Source organism: Candidatus Thiosymbion oneisti, from assembly GCF_004359955.1.
GTDB classification, from domain to species: Bacteria; Pseudomonadota; Gammaproteobacteria; order Chromatiales; family Chromatiaceae; genus Thiosymbion; species Thiosymbion oneisti.
The window spans coordinates 65,001-81,018 of sequence record NZ_SMSC01000008.1 but is presented as its reverse complement, the minus strand read 5'-3'; the positions used below and the strand labels follow the sequence as shown (position 1 = coordinate 81,018).

At 59.9% G+C, this 16,018-nt stretch carries 12 protein-coding genes; 2 read left to right on the top strand and 10 right to left on the bottom strand.

Annotated elements, in window-relative coordinates:
• Positions 1-14: 14 nt before the first annotated feature.
• Both E1958_RS06035 and E1958_RS20790 read right to left on the bottom strand, forming a co-directional pair.
• Positions 15-272: a DUF4212 domain-containing protein gene (locus E1958_RS06035; RefSeq protein WP_176722367.1), complete on the bottom strand. Its 258-nt coding sequence runs from the start codon at positions 270-272 to the stop codon at positions 15-17.
• A 1,030-nt stretch (positions 273-1,302) separates the two neighbouring features.
• On the bottom strand, positions 1,303-1,947 hold the full coding sequence (locus E1958_RS20790) for a hypothetical protein (RefSeq protein WP_133511073.1): 645 nt from the start codon (positions 1,945-1,947) through the stop codon (positions 1,303-1,305).
• Between the two features lie 131 nt (positions 1,948-2,078).
• On the opposite strand from E1958_RS20790, the gene E1958_RS20785 reads away from it, so the two are divergent.
• Both E1958_RS20785 and E1958_RS06020 read left to right on the top strand, forming a co-directional pair.
• Positions 2,079-2,510, top strand: a complete 432-nt coding sequence (locus tag E1958_RS20785; protein ID WP_133511072.1) for a hypothetical protein — start codon at positions 2,079-2,081, stop codon at positions 2,508-2,510.
• 89 nt (positions 2,511-2,599) lie between these two features.
• Positions 2,600-5,560: a COR domain-containing protein gene (locus tag E1958_RS06020; protein ID WP_133511071.1), complete on the top strand. Its 2,961-nt coding sequence runs from the start codon at positions 2,600-2,602 to the stop codon at positions 5,558-5,560.
• Positions 5,561-6,142: 582 nt separating this feature from the next.
• Here E1958_RS06020 and E1958_RS20170 read toward each other — a convergent pair.
• The 8 genes from E1958_RS20170 to E1958_RS05985 all read right to left on the bottom strand — a co-directional run bounded on the left by E1958_RS20170 (position 6,143) and on the right by E1958_RS05985 (position 15,942).
• Complete coding sequence (locus E1958_RS20170; protein WP_166664602.1) at positions 6,143-6,313, bottom strand: hypothetical protein; 171 nt, start codon at positions 6,311-6,313, stop codon at positions 6,143-6,145.
• 1,213 nt (positions 6,314-7,526) lie between these two features.
• On the bottom strand, positions 7,527-8,129 hold the full coding sequence (gene yihA / locus E1958_RS06015; RefSeq protein ID WP_133511127.1) for a ribosome biogenesis GTP-binding protein YihA/YsxC: 603 nt from the start codon (positions 8,127-8,129) through the stop codon (positions 7,527-7,529).
• A 268-nt stretch (positions 8,130-8,397) separates the two neighbouring features.
• Positions 8,398-8,877 (bottom strand): cyclic pyranopterin monophosphate synthase MoaC, encoded by a 480-nt coding sequence (gene moaC / locus E1958_RS06010; protein ID WP_089724257.1) that lies wholly within the window; start codon positions 8,875-8,877, stop codon positions 8,398-8,400.
• Between the two features lie 181 nt (positions 8,878-9,058).
• Positions 9,059-9,652, bottom strand: coding sequence for a hypothetical protein (locus tag E1958_RS06005; protein WP_133511070.1), 594 nt, complete (start codon positions 9,650-9,652; stop codon positions 9,059-9,061).
• On the bottom strand, positions 9,649-11,013 hold the full coding sequence (locus E1958_RS06000) for an AAA family ATPase (RefSeq protein ID WP_133511069.1): 1,365 nt from the start codon (positions 11,011-11,013) through the stop codon (positions 9,649-9,651). The genes E1958_RS06005 and E1958_RS06000 overlap by 4 nt, the downstream gene beginning before the upstream one ends.
• A 638-nt stretch (positions 11,014-11,651) precedes the next feature.
• Entirely contained in the window at positions 11,652-13,697 is a 2,046-nt protein-coding gene (locus tag E1958_RS05995) for a sodium-translocating pyrophosphatase (protein WP_133511068.1), read from the bottom strand.
• Positions 13,698-13,935: 238 nt separating this feature from the next.
• Positions 13,936-15,192 (bottom strand): 6-phosphofructokinase, encoded by a 1,257-nt coding sequence (locus E1958_RS05990; protein ID WP_133511067.1) that lies wholly within the window; start codon positions 15,190-15,192, stop codon positions 13,936-13,938.
• A gap of 387 nt (positions 15,193-15,579) precedes the next feature.
• Positions 15,580-15,942, bottom strand: a complete 363-nt coding sequence (locus E1958_RS05985) for a hypothetical protein (protein ID WP_133511066.1) — start codon at positions 15,940-15,942, stop codon at positions 15,580-15,582.
• Positions 15,943-16,018 lie beyond the last annotated feature (76 nt).

The window sequence follows — 16,018 nt, the reverse complement described above, 5'->3', positions numbered from 1 at the left end:
CTTTCCCCCGTATCTCAATCTTCGTGAACGCCGAATTTCTTGTCGAGCTGACCCATACGCACGGCATAGACGAAGATCAGAACGAGAAAGGTGTACATAGCCCCCTGCTGAGCGAACCAGAAACCCAGCTTGTAACCACCGAACGAAATGGTGTTGAGCACGTCCACCAACAGGATTCCGAAGCCGTAGGAGACCAGGAACCAGATGGTGAGCAGAACGATCAGCAAACGCAGATTTGCTGACCAGTAGGCAGCGCGATTCTCGGGTGTCATCAGTAGCCACTCCCCTGGTAGATAGGTTTTTTTCGGTATCCGGGGTGACGGACAACAGCGAACCATCACCATCCGCTTCCCACCGCACCGACCCGGATTTGGCGGAGGGACATCCAAACCGGCCCTAGTACCTCGTTTCAGTAAAATTTTCTGATAAAACCGGCCTCTGTCATCTCGACCGAAGGGAGAGCTCTTTGGCGATAAGACAACCACAAAGTTACAAGATCCTTCCTTCGTCGGACAAGGATTTCTTGCTTCGCTCGAAATGACAACAAGCAAAATTGGATGAAATAGGGTACTAGCCCGTTTTGCCGCCGAGCCGCCGGCCCGCCACGGCTGAGCGACATTCTGTTGCCGCTTACCTTGGCCTGTCAACGATTGGCCCCATCGTCACAGAAAGGGTAGTGGTAAATTTTCAAGTGGTAGCCTGGAGCGATTCATCGACCACTCCCGGTTGCTTTTTGGATCCCCTCACCCCGGCCCCCTCGCTGCGCTCGGGGCAGGCTCTCTCCCGGTGGGAGCGGGGTGAAGCTCGTCGGTTGGGCAAAGCCGGTAGGATGTGGTGAGCCGCCGGGCGCGGGACGCGCCCGGCGGCGAACCGCATCGATGGTGTGGTGAGCGCCTGCCGACCGCCCCAGGGACGCCTGCCTGTGCGTCCCGCACGCAGACAGGCCGGTACGGCAGACAGGGGGCAGGTAGGCAGCGAACCGCATCTTTGGACGGCGGCGTGCCCAACAAATCATTTAAATATCAACCACCACCTACGGAAAGCATTACCCACCAGCCCAAAGGAACCAAGGTCGGATAACCGCCAACGCCGATCAGCACAGAAGAGCTGCGTCCGCTGGAGCGGACAAGACGGCGTTCCCACGCTGGAGCGTCACTGCCATTAAGTTAAGGAAAAGCGCAAAAATATGCCGCATACTTCACGTTTTTTCGAGATCATAGCAATGAGCAAAAAAGTCACCGGGGGATCGAGAAGACCCGTGAGCTGCTGACCGAGGATGACTTCAAGGCCCGCCATCGCAGCTCAGCGCGGTCCTTCACCCGTGAGCGGGTGCTCACGTTCGCCGTGGTGGTGACCTTGGTGCTGAGAAAAAGCGTGAAGTCGTTGCAGAACCTCCTCAACGAAGCGCTGAACTGGCTGGGCGATGAGCTGGTCACGGCAAGCGCGTTCTGCCAGGCACGTTACCAACTCAAGCACACGGCCTTTATCGAGATCAATGAGAAGGCCGTGGTAGAGACGCTCTACAGCGATGATGATTACCCGCGTTACTGGGGGTTTCGACTGCTGGGAGTGGACGGCTCGAAGGTGCTGCTGCCCGACACGGATGCCGTGCGCGAGGCCTTTGGCACCATCGCCTACAGCAATGGCAAAGACAGCAAGGTGCAAGGAGAGCACCCCGATGCCTTGGCCTCGGTGCTCTATGATCTGTGCAACCGCGTGGCCCTGGACGCACGTCTGGAGCGGGCCGATGCCTATGAGGTGGATTTGGCGGTGGCGCATCTGGAGCATGCCCGCCCGGGCGACTTGCTGTTGGCCGATCGCAACGACCCCTCCTATCATCTGCTGGCGGAACTCAGTCAGCGTGGCATCGACTTCGCGATCCGTTGCTCGGCGGCCTCCTTCAAGCAGGCCCGAGCCATGCTGCGCGGTCAGGGTGCCGACAGCCAAGTCGTCACGCTCACGCCCTGCTCGCAAAAGGCGGCGGACATCCGCCGCCGTGCCCTGCCGATGCGTATGCGTGTGCGCTTCGTGCGTGTGCGCCTGAGCACCGGGGAATGGGAAGTGCTGGTGACGTCCTTGTGCGATGGCGCGCGCTCTACCACCAGCGCTGGGGTGTGGCGAGCTTCTATGGGGTGCTCAAGACGCGCTTGGCGTTGGCGAATTTCACCGGCCTCGGTCCCGAGGCGGTGCGCCAGGATTTCTTCGCCACCGTCTTCCTCAGCGGCCTGGAGTCGTTGCTCACCGAAAGCGCACAGGTCAACCTCGATGCCAAACCGACCCGCCACCCCCAGCAGGTCAACCGCGCTGTCTCCTTCAATGCCATCAAGCACAACGCCCTGCAGATGCTCATCAGCGATACGAACATCATCGAGGCGCTCTGCGAGCGCCTCACGGCCCTGTTTATGACCAATCCCTGCTCTCAGCGCCAAGACCGCAACCCCCCGCGTCGCAACACCTCCGCCAGAGGCTTACTCGATTTCTATCGGCGCCGACGCAAGCTCTGCTACTGAGGCCGTTGACACTAACTTAATGGCAGTGACGCTCCAGCGTGGGAGCCAGAGATGGGCACAGCCCACCCTACCGGATAAAATCCCGGCTTATGAGCAAGGACCAACGGCAGACTACAGAACGCCTCGACATCGCCCGTGAGCGCATCGCGGCCGAGCAGCTTGCCCGTACCGGCCGCTTGGATCTCAGCAACCTGGGCCTGACCCGGCCGCCGCCGGAGCTATCGGACCTGGACTGGCTGGAAGCACTGAGGTTGGGTGGATTCAGCAAGGGTAGTTTGAGTTTCCTGCTTAGCAAGGGGGAGTGGGAAGGCGCCGCAGCAGATAACCCCAACCGCATCGAGCCCATTGGGTCCTGGCTGACCGGGCTCCTGCGCCTGCGTAGTCTGGATTGCTCCGGCACAAACCTGCAGGACTTGGCCCCCCTGGCCGATCTCTCCGCCCTGCAATCCCTCAGCTGCTGGGGCACCCAAGTGGCCGATCTGGCGCCGCTGGCCGATCTCTCCGTACTCCGGTCCCTCCGCTGCGGGGGCACCCGCGTCGCCGATCTGACACCGCTGGCCGGCTGCTCCGCGCTGGAATTCCTTGACTGCTTGTTTACCCAAGTCGCTGATCTGTCCCCGCTGGCCGGCTGCTCCGCACTGCAATCCCTCAGCTGCTGGGACATCCAAATCGCCGATCTGACACCGCTGGCCGGCTGCTCCGCACTGGAATCCCTCGACTGCAGGGGTACCCAAGTGGCCGATCTGACACCGCTGGCCGGCTGCTCCGCGCTGCGGAGACTCAACTGCTGGGGGACCCAGGTCACCGATCTCCCTGAATCGGTCATCGGATTGCCCGATTTGAAAAAATTCATCATCGATGCCCGACTGGGGCTCGGCCACATCCCGGCTGAAGTCCTGTCCCAACACCGTGGAGACAATTGTCTGTTCCGATTGCGGGCGCATCTGGCCGATCTCGATACCGGCGCGGCGCCCTTGCGGGATCTCAAGGTCATCGTGCTCGGCAATGGCCGCATCGGTAAGACTCAAATCTGCCGGCGGCTGCGGGGGGAGACATTCGAGGCGGATGCGGATTCCACCCACGGCATCAGTGTGACCTCGGTGGCGCTGGCGATGCCGGAGAACCAGGAAGACGCGGTCCTGAATCTGTGGGATTTCGGCGGCCAGGACATCTACCACGGCACCCATGCCTTGTTCATGCGCACCCGAGCGGTGTTCCTGCTGGTCTGGACCCCGGCCAGTGAGCAGGGGGACCATACACACGGCGGCATGGTCTTCCGCAACCGGCCACTGCCCTATTGGCTGGAGTACATCCGCCATCTGGGCGGCGACCGGAGCCCGGTGATCCTGGTCCAGAACCAGTGCGACCAGGGACGCGGCGAATACCTGAACCTGCCGGTAGCTGAGAATCTGCTGTCCCCGCTGCTCCAGGGTGGCCGGCTGTTCACCCGGGTCGCTTACAGCGCCAAAGACAACAGCGGTCGGCCCCGGCTGCTGGATGCCTTGCAACAGGCGGTGCGACAGCTCCATCAGGTCCAGGGCCAGCCATTGATTGGCCGCAACCGGCTTGCGGTCTGGGAGCAGCTACGGGCCTGGCGCGACACGGATGCCCGGGAGACCGATGCGACCCGCCGCCGCTACCGCTTGCTGCCCTACCAAGAGTTTGCAACCCTGTGCCGGGAACACGGGGTCCAGGGCGCCGATACCTTCGTTGAGGTCCTGCACCATGCCGGTATGCTCTATTACCAGCCGCAGCTGTTCGACAATCAGTTGGTGCTGGATCAGTCCTGGATGCTGAATGCGGTCTATGCCCTGTTCACACGCGAGGGAGGCGTCTATGAGATCCTGCGCCGTCTCGGTGGCCGCTTCACCCGTGCCGACCTGGATGCGCTCTTGTGGGGCAGACGTGGGTTCTCCAAAGCCGACCAGGCATCACTGCTGAGAATGATGCAGACCAGCGGCATCTGCTTCATCCACCGCTACGGCGACTCGGACGAGGAGACCGAGTATGTGGCGCCGGATCTGTTGCCGGCAGGCCCCCCCGAAAGGAACGAATCGCTTGCCGACGCGCTTGCGGCGCGTTGGGATCTGCTGCCGGACGAGCCCCTGGAGACGGCCTTTGTCTATCCCTTCCTGTCGCCGGCCATCGCCCGCTCGCTGCTCTCCGCGCTCGGCGGCCTGGCCGACTCCACGGCCCTCTACTGGCGCTATGGCCTCTGTCTGTATGACAAGGAGACTCGCGCTACCGCCATGATCGAGGAGCTACCGGATGCCGCAGGCCATGGCGGACGGATTCGCATTCGTGTCAAGGGTAAAGGCGCCGCGACCCTGTTGGCGCGGCTGGTCGAACGGATCAAAGAACTCGACGAACGCTTGGGCCGGTCCGGCCAATTGCTGGAGCCGCTGCCGGCGAGCAGGATGGATCCGGACCCTAAGCAGATCCAGCCAGCCACACCGCCGCCCGTTCCGCCGGCCAAGCCCGAGGTCTATGTCTCTTATGCCTGGGACCGGGAACGGCAGGACCCCTTGGTCGATGCGCTCTGCACTGAGCTGGAGGAACAGGGCCGGCACATCCGTCGCGACAGCACCGAGCTCCAGCCCGGCGACCGCATCTCCCGTTATATGGAGCGCCTGAGCGCGGGCCGCTGTGTGCTGGTGATCCTGAGCCGGGACTATCTGCGCTCCGAATACTGTATGACCGAACTCTACCGCCTCTATACCAATGCCCGGCAGCGGGACCAGGATTTCCTGCGTCGTATCGTGCCTTTGATCCAAGACGATGCCTGCATCGCCACCCCCCGCGAGCGCATCGATCATGCCGTACATTGGAAGACCGAGCACCATGAGTTGGACAGGCTGATCCGCGAGCATGGTCCGGAGGTCATAGGCGCAGAAGATTTCCGCCGCTTCAGGCTCATCGGCGAGTTCTACCGCCACATCGGCGACATGCTGGCCTATGCCAATGATGTCCTGACACCGCGGGATCGCCCCAGTCTCTTCAAAGATAAGTTCACCCCGGTCAAAAGGCTGATCGAACGCGCGCTGGCCTGAGCCGGCCCTGAAAAATCATTGTGGCCGCTCCAGCGGCCAAGATCCCTCCTCCGTCGGGACAAGGCTTGCTCCCACGCTGGAGCGTGGGAGCCAGAGAAACAATCGTCGAAGGCTGCGGATTCTTCGGGATTGCGGCAAAACAGAGGCCGCATAAATTTACGTAGCGCCCGGATCTCCTGGGGCAGCCGCCCTTCCTCATAGAAGCGAAACAGGAGATCCTGGAGGTTCAACCAGCGATCGGGACCAATGCCGAACCCCGCCGCCGTCAACCGCTCTTGCAGTTCAGGCAATCGCTCCACCCAGAGAGACAGGGGGTGCCGGTGCAGGATCTCAGGACAAGGCAGCATGGGGGTAGTGGTTAAGGTTTAAATGGAAACAGTGCCACTCGCCGTGTATTGGGCACGCCACAGGTTGCACTCCCTCTCCCACCGAGGGTGTCGTAAAAGGTGACGCCCGACGTAGCGCAGGCGTCTCGCCTGCATGGTTTGGGGATAGGCCACCCTTTTTTCGTTCCCACGCGCTGCGTGGGAAGCTGGAAGCTCCGCGCCGCGGAGAGCATCAGGCCGGTGGTATACACGGGAATCAAACCTGCCGGCTGTCCGGCGTTATCCGGTGCGGCCCGGAAGGCGTCTGCTCTGGGCGTTGCCGACAGCTGGTGATGGGGTCCGTAAGCCGTCTGAAAGACGGCGGTCCCAGCCGGACTCGCGTCCCCGGAACCGCCGACATCTTGTCGGCCCCTGGGACCGCCGACATCTTGTCGGCTCCCGGGACTACCGATATTTCGTTGGCCCTTCCGGCTATCGGGGAGGACCTGAATACCGAGTTGCCGGTCCAAATGGTCATCAGTCAGGCTTAGTTTTCTCGTTCCCAGGCGCTGAGACTGTGAAAGTATTCGTTTTCCCCGAAAACGGTGGGGTTAAGCCACCATATTTCACACTAAATTCTGTCTCATGTGGGATTTAAGAGAAGTATTTTCGGCTTAAAGTAGATAATTGTGTTGTGCTGTCCCTATGGCTTCGAAAATCCAGTGATACTTTCACAGTCTCGCTGCGTGGGAACCAGAGACCGGGAGCGGGGCTTTTACGACCCCCTCCCGCCGGGAGAGAGCCTGCCCCGAGCGCAGCGAGGGGGCCAGGGAGAGGGGATCAAATCAAGCAACGGGGCATGATGAATCGCTCTACGTTAACCATTTAAAAATTTACCACTACCGGGAATTCATCTAGGGGATCATGCTGCTGGCTCCCACGCTCCGGCGTGGGAGCAAGCTTGTCCCGACGGAGGAGGGATCTGACGCTCCAGCGTCGCCAAGCGACCCCTGTAGCGCAGCATCTCGCCTGCAGGCGGGACGCCTGCGCCACCTAGGCCGGTAAAGCCCGTAGCCTGTAGCCCGTAGGGCGGGTCAGGCGCGTGCGCCAAGCGCCGCGATTGCCGCGGCGGTGGGCGCGCCGTCACCCGCCGGATGGCAGCCCGTAGGTCGGGTCCGACCAGGGATGGCCACCACCCGACAGGGGTGGCTGGCATACTTTTGCGACACCCTCGGCGGGAGAGGGGCGGGCTGTCCCGCGGCCTTATGAGAGGCCACCGGATAATTTTTCTTATCCTCAATATAACCCTAAAGTGAATAATTTTAGGGCACCTTGAAAAATATGGTATTCGTCAACGACACACCTGATTAATCAATAGGTTAGAGTCGCTTGATCGGCGAAAACACCCATCTTTCAAGGTGCCCTTTAGATAATCGTTCTTCGGGTTTAGAGGCTGTCTAAAAAAGGGCCGTAGGCCAGAGTCGGGGAGTCGGCTGGGTTGAGGAACGAAACCCGGCGTTTACGAGCAAGCCTGGTTTGCTTAGGTTGCGTCCCTCGACCCAGCCTACCGGATTAAAATCAATGGCTTAGTTTTTAGACGGCCTCTTAGGAAGAGTGAGATCGGCTCAAGAAAACAATGGCCTGTCATTTGACGAAAATTGCTAATCCCCGACCCCAAGCCATCGGTCCAGCACCCTGTGGACCGGCTCGGTCCCTGAGCGGGTTTGGGCCGAGAAGAGCTCGACCCGGATGCGCCCTCCAGTGGCAGCGACGGCCTTTGCGACCCGCTCCCGCTCGGCGCGTGCCGCACTGCGATTGAGCTTGTCGCTCTTGGTCAGCAGCAGGAGCAGCTCCAGCTCCGCCCGCCGGCCCCATTCGAGCATCTGCCGATCGAATGCCGTCAGCGGATGGCGGATGTCCATGACCACCACGAGTCCGGCTAGGGACTGCCGCCGTTCGAGATAGGACGCCATCAGCCGTTGCCACTGGAGCTTCACCGCCTCGGAGACCTTGGCGTAACCGTATCCGGGCAGATCCACCAGGCGTCGGGTCTCGTCCAGCGCAAAAAAGACCACTTGCTGGGTCCGCCCCGGTGTCTTACTGGTCCTGGCGAGCTGCCGGCGGTGGCAGATGGTGTTGATGGCGCTGGATTTACCGGCGTTGGAACGTCCGGCAAAGGCGACTTCCCGGCCCTGATCCGGCGGCATTCGATCCATCTCGGCCACGGCCGTAACAAAGCGGGCACGCTGGTAAAAAGGGTTGATGGAAGACTTGGGATTCTGTCCGTTACCCATGGATTTTCCGCCGTGCTGCATATCGCTTGTAGCGGCCGGTACAGATGCTCTCAACTACCGATAGCATTGAGCGAGCAGAATCCTCACGGAAGAGTTAGCCGCAAATCAACGCAAATGGACGCAAATTGAATCGGCCCTGATTTGCGTTTATTTGCGTTGATTTGCGGCTAAAAAAGAGGCGTCCCCACCATAACCGCAATCTAGCCGGCTAAATGATATGGCTCGAATCTCTTAACTGTCAGGCCCCACGCCGCCAGTGACCGGATCTACCTCCCGCTTTCTCGAGCAAACGGACGGACTCGATGCACATGCCCCGGTCCACGGCCTTGCACATGTCGTAGATCGTCAGCAGGCTTATCTGTACCGCACACAGGGCCTCCATCTCGACCCCGGTCCGGCCCCGGGTCTCCACCACCGCGCGGCAATGGACCGCCGGTTTCTCGGTGAGGGGTTCGAGGTCGATTGCGATCTTGGTCAAGGCCAAGGGGTGACACAGGGGCACCAGATCGGCGGTCCGCTTGGCCCCCATGATGCCGGCGATCCGCGCGATTGCCAGCACATCGCCCTTCTTGTGGCCGCCACTGCGGATCAAGGCCAGGGTCTCCGGCTCCATGCGGATCAGACCCTCGGCCACGGCTATGCGATGGGTGACATCCTTAGCGCCCACGTCCACCATGTGGGCCGCTCCGGATTCATTGAAATGGGTCAGATCGCTCATCTGCCGCGCTTACGCTTTCTTAGAGGGATTGATTATTAAGGTCCGGCTTGCTGGTTCTATTGGCCTCTCCGCGGACCATCGCCCCGAACACACGAACATTGGTCATGCTGTGCCTACAGGCCAGCTCCAGAATCTCCTGACTGTGTGCTTTAATCCAAGAGCTCATCGGTTGGTCCCTAAATCAAACGCCAATCAGCTTGCCGAAATGGATCTTTGCTTGACCCTTCTGGTATCGCGTTGGATTCACCTCGCGAAAAGGCCCTCTCTCGGATTGCGCATCGTTCGGCCTATAAACATGGCCCTTCTTCGTTCTCGTGGTGACGATCACGAGCTCGAAATATGGGTCAAAAACCGTATCGTCCGGGTAGTGGGTGGCAATCAACGACAGGGTATAAGCCACAAACGCCTCGGAGTTCTTCAATTGGGCCTCTGTTTCCCTGAGCCTCGGTTTATCGGATTTGAGATCCAATATCATAACGCACCATTTCCGTTTGAAGCGACTGACGATGACGAGGTCACACCCTTTGTTTACGAACTTATGTGTCGGGTCCAAGTAACAGGACAATTGCTTGAAGCAAACTCTGCGGCTTTTATCGTTCGGTATATGATCGAGCGTAAAAGTAACACTGTCTGCTGGGACGCCGGAAATGTCGAGCGTTTTGATCTTTGCTTCTCTGGCACGTTCCTTTACCCTGAGGATCCCGTTACCATCGGGTGGGGGCAATAAGATATCTTTGTTGAGGATCTTCTTCAGGATCTTTAGCGTATCCATCATTGCCGATCTTCCATGGCGTAGTAGATCTCATCGGACAAGGCATTCGCCTCGTTGATAAGCTCATCGAATAATTTGAAATCTACGCCATGTTCATCCACATTGAAGGCTTCGATTCGATGCCGACTCGAAACCGTATAAGCACGCACTTTTTCCGGGCGCAGAATATCATCCTCTAAGATTTTATATCTCTCCATGATTGCTTCCTTACCCGATATGGAACTACTCAACATAATCAGGTTATTGATCTCCCGAACCAGGAAATCACTGTGAGTAGTGATGAGAACCCGCATCCCACAGTTAACCATACGTGCCAACAGGCAAGCCATGTGTCGTTGGTTGTCAGGATGAAGATTCAGCTCCGGTTCGTCGATTATCAGAATATCTCCATCTTGGGCTAGATGCCGAATGTAGAAGTCCATGAGAAAAAGGGACTTGATGGATGAAGAAGCCATATAGACAGGCAAGGTCACCTTGTCCCGCCCACGTTCCTTGCGCGGCGCGTAGATAACCTGCTTATTCATGCTCTTGAATGAGCCGTCGGTCAATTTCAGCAATGCATCGACCACCCCAGAATCTGGTTGGTCGTTATCTCGAAAATGGCTCTTGCGTTTACAGAGGGAATCATAATCTCGTACCACGTCGATATTATCCTTTATCGGCTCCGCATAGCGTGACCGCAGGGTGTTCAGGAGTGCGATGGGGTTTAGCTTCTCCGAATCGGCGAGATGATCGAGCAGCGCACTCTTGCTGTAGTCCAGCTCTTTGTAGAAGAGGGAAATCCCTGTACGCTCGGAGGTTATGACAAATGGAGTTGGTACTAGCGTATCGAATAATGCATCTGCAATGTGCTCAGAAAGAATATCTTGGAGAATTTCCTTCGGGATAGTGCTGCTGCTGTCGGATTGGAGAACCACATCCAATGTCTCCGTGCCTTCCTTCTTGGCGAATCGAATCATCTCCTTACCGCTGAATTTCACTCCGCCCTTGAATTCGGAATCCGAGACGAAGGCATAATCTTCGATCTCCAACCCGACGGTCGAGTGGGCGAAGTATTCGTCCGTCGTGTTGAAAAAGCGAGGGAGACCGCGCGAGAAGTTTTTACCGGCGCGCGCCAAGATCTTCACCACATCCTGAGCGTAGCGCCGCAGATCGACGCTACAAACGCCTGTCTCATAGAGCTGGTCCAGGGATTTCTGGTCAAGCCGGATTCCGGCGACCCGCCGGAGGTATTTTAGAAAACCATAGATGGTGTAACTCAAATAGGTCTTACCGACGTTATTGCGACCGCAAATAACCGTGAGATCCCCAAGCGTTATCTCGCCATCATCGACGTACCCGATATTCTTGAAAGTGAATTTCATTGCGATCCCGGCAGTGTATTATTGAAGGGTGTCTCGGCACTGGCCTTCAACCGACATGGGATTGTCGACATTCATCGTTCTGAGGCCCGGTTACGACGCTGTTCCGCGTGATGTTAAGTTGTGGCCCGGCGAACCGGACCTAGGGGGTAGGCTGTGCCCCTAATTGCCGTAGATCGTCAAGAGGCTTATCTGCACCGCGCACAGGGCCTCCATCTTAGGAAGGCTTTTTACTAGCTATCAGGTTACAGCTCGTAAACGCTGGGTTTCGTTCCTCAACCCAGCCTACCGCTTGGCATAACCGGAGTGTCGGCCAAGGGGCACAAGCCCGCCGCCGCTTTGGATTTGGCGACACCTCCGTTCCAAGTAAGGGCGCTGTGGCCAGGGGAAAGCGCCGTCGCCGCGACGCGGGTGAAACCTCAAGTGCCCGGATTCCCGGTAACCGCCGTTGGTATCCCCGTGGTCGAGGTTGGATTCGGACGCGCCGCTTTGCCGGCGCACTCCAAAGCAGTCCGGAATCCATAAAGAGCCAAACGAAAATGGCGACACGACCCCATGAGGGCGCGCATCGCCATCTTCCCTGCCCTTATCCCTCTCCCGGCGGGAGAGGGATATCAGGAGTGCCCGTGGCAAGCCACCGCTTACAGCAAGGGAGTCGCCGGCAGCACGGGCACGATCAGCAAGGCGACGATGTTGATGATCTTGATCAGGGGATTGACCGCCGGACCTGCCGTGTCCTTGTAGGGGTCGCCCACGGTGTCACCGGTGACCGCGGCCTTGTGGGCCTCGGAGCCCTTGCCGCCCAGGTTGCCGTCCTCGATGTACTTCTTGGCGTTGTCCCAGGCCCCACCGCCGGTGGTCATGGAGATGGCGACGAAGAGGCCCGTGACGATGGTACCGATGAGCAAGCCCCCCAGGGCCTCCTTACCCAGCAGCAACCCGACGACCACGGGTACCAGCACGGGCAACAGAGACGGGATGAGCATCTCCCTGATGGCATCCTTGGTGAGCATATCCACAGCCTTGGAGTAGTCAGGCTTTTGCTTGTGCTCCATGATGCCCGGCATCTCGCGGAACTGACGGCGCACCTCGTTGACGATGCCCCCCGCCGCGCGGCCGACCGCTTCCATGGCCATGGCCCCGAACAGGAAGGGCACCAGGCCGCCGATGAACAGCCCGATGATGATCATGTGATTTTCGAGGCTGAAATTGAGCTGAGTCCCACCGCCCAGGGCATGGGTGTAGTCGGCGAACAGCACCAACGCGGCCAGCCCGGCGGAGCCGATGGCGTAGCCCTTGGTGACGGCCTTGGTGGTGTTGCCGACGGCATCCAGGGGATCGGTAATGCCGCGGATCTTCTCGTCCAGCTCGGCCATCTCGGCGATGCCGCCGGCGTTGTCCGTAATGGGACCGAAGGCGTCCAGGGCGACGATGATGCCGGTCATGGAGAGCATGGAGGTAGCGGCGATGGCGATGCCGTAGAGGCCCGCCAACTCATAGGCACCCCAGATGGCGGCACACACGGCCAACACGGGGGCGGCGGTGGACTTCATGGCCACACCCAGGCCGGCGATGATGTTGGTGGCGTGTCCGGTCTGAGAGGCATCGGCAATATGCCTCACCGGGTTGAACTCGGTGCCTGTGTAGTACTCGGTGATGAACACCATCAGGCCAGTCAGGACCAGGCCGATGACGGCCGCGCCGTAGAGGCTCCATTGGCTGTATGTCACCTTGTCGATCGTGATGGTTTCCGGCACCAGCCACAAGGTCACGGGGATGAAAAGCACCAAGGCAATGCCGCCGGCGACCGCCAGGCCCTTGTAAAGGGCCGACATGATCTTGGTATCGCCTTCATGGGCCTTGACGAAGAAGGTGCCGATGACGGAGGCGATGATGGACACGCCGCCCAACACCAGGGGATAGATCACGGCGTCCGTGCTCCCCACCAGCAGGGAGCCCAGCAGCATGGTGGCGACCACCGTCACCGCATAGGTCTCGAACAGGTCGGCGGCCATGCCGGCGCAGTCGCCCACGTTGTCGCCCACGTTGTCGGCGATGACCGCGGGGTTGCGGGGATCGTCTTCGGGAATCCCGGCCTCGACCTTACCCACCAGGTCCGCGCCCACGTCGGCGCCCTTGGTGAAAATGCCGCCCCCGAGTCGGGCGAAGATGGAGATCAGGGAGCCGCCGAAGCCCAGGCCGACGAGCGCGTGCAGGATACCCTTCTCCTCGACGCCTATGGCGCTGAGGATCACGTAATAACCGGCCACGCCCAGCAGGCCCAGCCCTACCACCAGCAGGCCGGTGATGGCGCCGCCGCGAAAGGCCACCTGCAGCGCGGCGTCGAGCCCCTTGTTGGCAGCCTCCGCCGTGCGCACGTTGGCCTTGACCGAGATATTCATCCCGATGTAACCGGCGGCACCGGAGAGGATGGCGCCGATCACGAAGCCGATGGCCGTATAGAGGTCCAGAACGAAGAATAGAATGACGGCCAGGATGATGCCGACGATCCCGATGGTGGTGTACTGGCGGTTGAGATAGGCCTTGGCGCCTTCCTGGACGGCGCCGGCGATCTCGCGCATGCGGTCGTTGCCGTCCGGCAGGGCGAGAATCCATTTAACGGACCAGATGCCGTATCCCAGGGCGAGGGCGCCGCACAGGAGAGCAAAGATGGAACCTTCTGACATTTGGGTTGACTCCTCTTCGGGTTTCTCGATTGTCGATTCTAGGGTAGATAAGGGGATGACAGGGGGCTCGCCCCAATGCCGTTAAATTTAAGCGTAACTGGCGCTGTTTTTTTTCGCCCTCTCCCCAACCCCTCTCCCGGCTGGGGAGGGGCTTTGCGACACCCTCCCGCGGGGAGAGGGGCTGTGAGGCTTAACTTAATGGCATTGGGGCGAGCCCCCCCGGTTCCCAACGTCCGCTTTATTGGAGCTCGAACGCAGCCAGCTTTTTGGGCACCGGTGCATTCTTCAAGGTGACGTATTTGGGCATCCCCTTCTCATAGGGCGGGTAATCCTCGCCCTGGATCAGCGGATACAGATACTCGCGGCACTTGTCGGTGATGCCGTAGCCATCCTCGGTGATGAAGTCGTTGGGCATGAACTTCTCTACGTTGGCCACCTCCGACAGGGGCGCCTCGCCGACCTCCCAGATGTAGGGATCCGACGATTTGCGTACCACCGTGGGCATGATGGCATTGTGGCCCTTGAGTGCGAATTCCACCCCGGCCTTACCCAGGGCATAGGCCTGTTCCACATCGAATTTGGCGGCCAGGTGGCGCGCTGCCCGTTGCAGGTAATCGGCCACCGCCCAGTGGAACTTGTAGCCCGTGGCCTCCTTGATCATGTTGGCGACCACCGGCGCCGCCCCACCGAGCTGGGCGTGACCGAAGGCGTCGCGGGTACCCTGCTCGGCCAGGAAGCGCCCATCCGGCCAGTGGCAGCCCTCGGATACGCAGACGGTGCAGTAGCCGAATTGCTCGACCTTGGCCTTGACCGCCGCCAGGAACTTGTCCTGATCGAACTCCACCTCCGGGAACAGGGTCAGGACCGGGATGCCCTGATCCGCCACCAGGGCGCCGGCCGCAGCGATCCAGCCGGCGTGGCGGCCCATGACCTCGATGACGAAGATCTTGGTGGAGGTGGCGCACATGGAGCGTACATCGAAGGAGGCCTCCAGGGTGGAGGTGGCGATGTATTTGGCAACCGAACCGAAGCCCGGACAGTTGTCCGTAATGGGCAGGTCGTTGTCCACCGTCTTGGGTATGTGGACCGCCTGGACCGGATAGCCCATGGCATCGGAGAGCTGGGAGACCTTATAACAGGTATCCGCGGAGTCGCCGCCGCCGTTATAGAAGAAGTAGCCGATGTCATGGGCCTTGAAGACCTCGATCAGGCGCTCGTACTCACGCTTGTTGGCTTCCAGGCTCTTGAGCTTGTAGCGGCAGGAGCCCAAGGCGCCGGAGGGCGTGTGACGGAGGGCCGCGATCTTTTCGGCGGCCTCCTGGCTGGTGTCGATCAGATCCTCGGTCAGGGCGCCGATGATGCCGTTGCGTCCGGCATAGACCTTGGCGATCTGGTCCGGATGCTGGCGGGCGGTCTCGATCACCCCGCAGGCGGAGGCATTGATCACGGCGGTGACTCCGCCGGACTGGGCGTAGAAGGCATTTTTCGCGGTCATGGTTTCCCCTTTGCTAGTCTTCTAAGGACAGGTTGTTCCCGATCACCGCCCTAACCGCGGGCAATGATCAAGGTGTCGGGACGCGCCCGGCCATGGGCGCCTTAGAGGCTGTCTAAAAACTAACCTATTGATTTTCTACTGGCATTGACTTTCGGCTGGCTCCCCACGCTCCAGCGTGGGAGCAGACCTGGTCCCGACGGAGGAGGGATCTGACGCTCCAGCGTCGATTAAGCGCCTCGGTAGGCTAACCGCCAACGCCTATCAGTACAGAGGAGCTGAGTCCACGGGAGCGGACAAAACGGCGTTCCCACGCTGGAGCGTGGGAACGAGCGCGGAATTTACAGATTTTATGCCCTAAAATCAGTATCTTAATTTTTAGACAGCCTCTTAGCTTCGCTTGGATTCGATATCCCCGTGCTCCTCGGCGGCATGGTCGGCCTGGGCCTGGAGCAGGGAGACGACACACTCGGACAGATCGTCATACTCGTTCACCCCGGTGCCGTACTGTTGGTATCCCCGGTAGAAGAACTGGCAGCGGTAGTTGCGGTCGCCGGTCTTGAAGACGACAAAGTTACAACCTTGGCTATCGTGCCAGAACACCACCGGGCAGCTGGTCAGCTCCCGGTCCGACGGGTGGAGCCGGATCTCGGCGTCGGCGAGCTGGAGCTCCAGGTCGCGATCGTAGCGCTCCTTGAGGGTGGTCTCGAGGATCCAGCGCTCGGTATCCGAAATATCGGGGATCTCGGCCATAGACAATAAATTCGGTGGGATACGGCTCACTGCCTATCCCAGGATGCGGTCTCCAAGGCTAGCTACAGGAGAGTAC

Excerpts from the sequence above, each read along its gene's own strand:
- E1958_RS06000 (WP_133511069.1), bottom strand. The coding sequence starts at position 11,013 with ATGAAATTCACTTTCAAGAATATCGGGTACGTCGATGATGGCGAGATA.
- E1958_RS05990 (WP_133511067.1), bottom strand. The coding sequence starts at position 15,192 with ATGACCGCGAAAAATGCCTTCTACGCCCAGTCCGGCGGAGTCACCGCC.
- E1958_RS06020 (WP_133511071.1), top strand. The coding sequence starts at position 2,600 with ATGAGCAAGGACCAACGGCAGACTACAGAACGCCTCGACATCGCCCGT.
- E1958_RS05985 (WP_133511066.1), bottom strand. The coding sequence starts at position 15,942 with ATGGCCGAGATCCCCGATATTTCGGATACCGAGCGCTGGATCCTCGAG.
- E1958_RS20170 (WP_166664602.1), bottom strand. The coding sequence starts at position 6,313 with ATGTCGGCGGTCCCAGGGGCCGACAAGATGTCGGCGGTTCCGGGGACG.
- E1958_RS06035 (WP_176722367.1), bottom strand. The coding sequence starts at position 272 with ATGACACCCGAGAATCGCGCTGCCTACTGGTCAGCAAATCTGCGTTTG.
- E1958_RS06005 (WP_133511070.1), bottom strand. The coding sequence starts at position 9,652 with ATGATGGATACGCTAAAGATCCTGAAGAAGATCCTCAACAAAGATATC.
- E1958_RS05995 (WP_133511068.1), bottom strand. The coding sequence starts at position 13,697 with ATGTCAGAAGGTTCCATCTTTGCTCTCCTGTGCGGCGCCCTCGCCCTG.
- moaC (WP_089724257.1), bottom strand. The coding sequence starts at position 8,877 with ATGAGCGATCTGACCCATTTCAATGAATCCGGAGCGGCCCACATGGTG.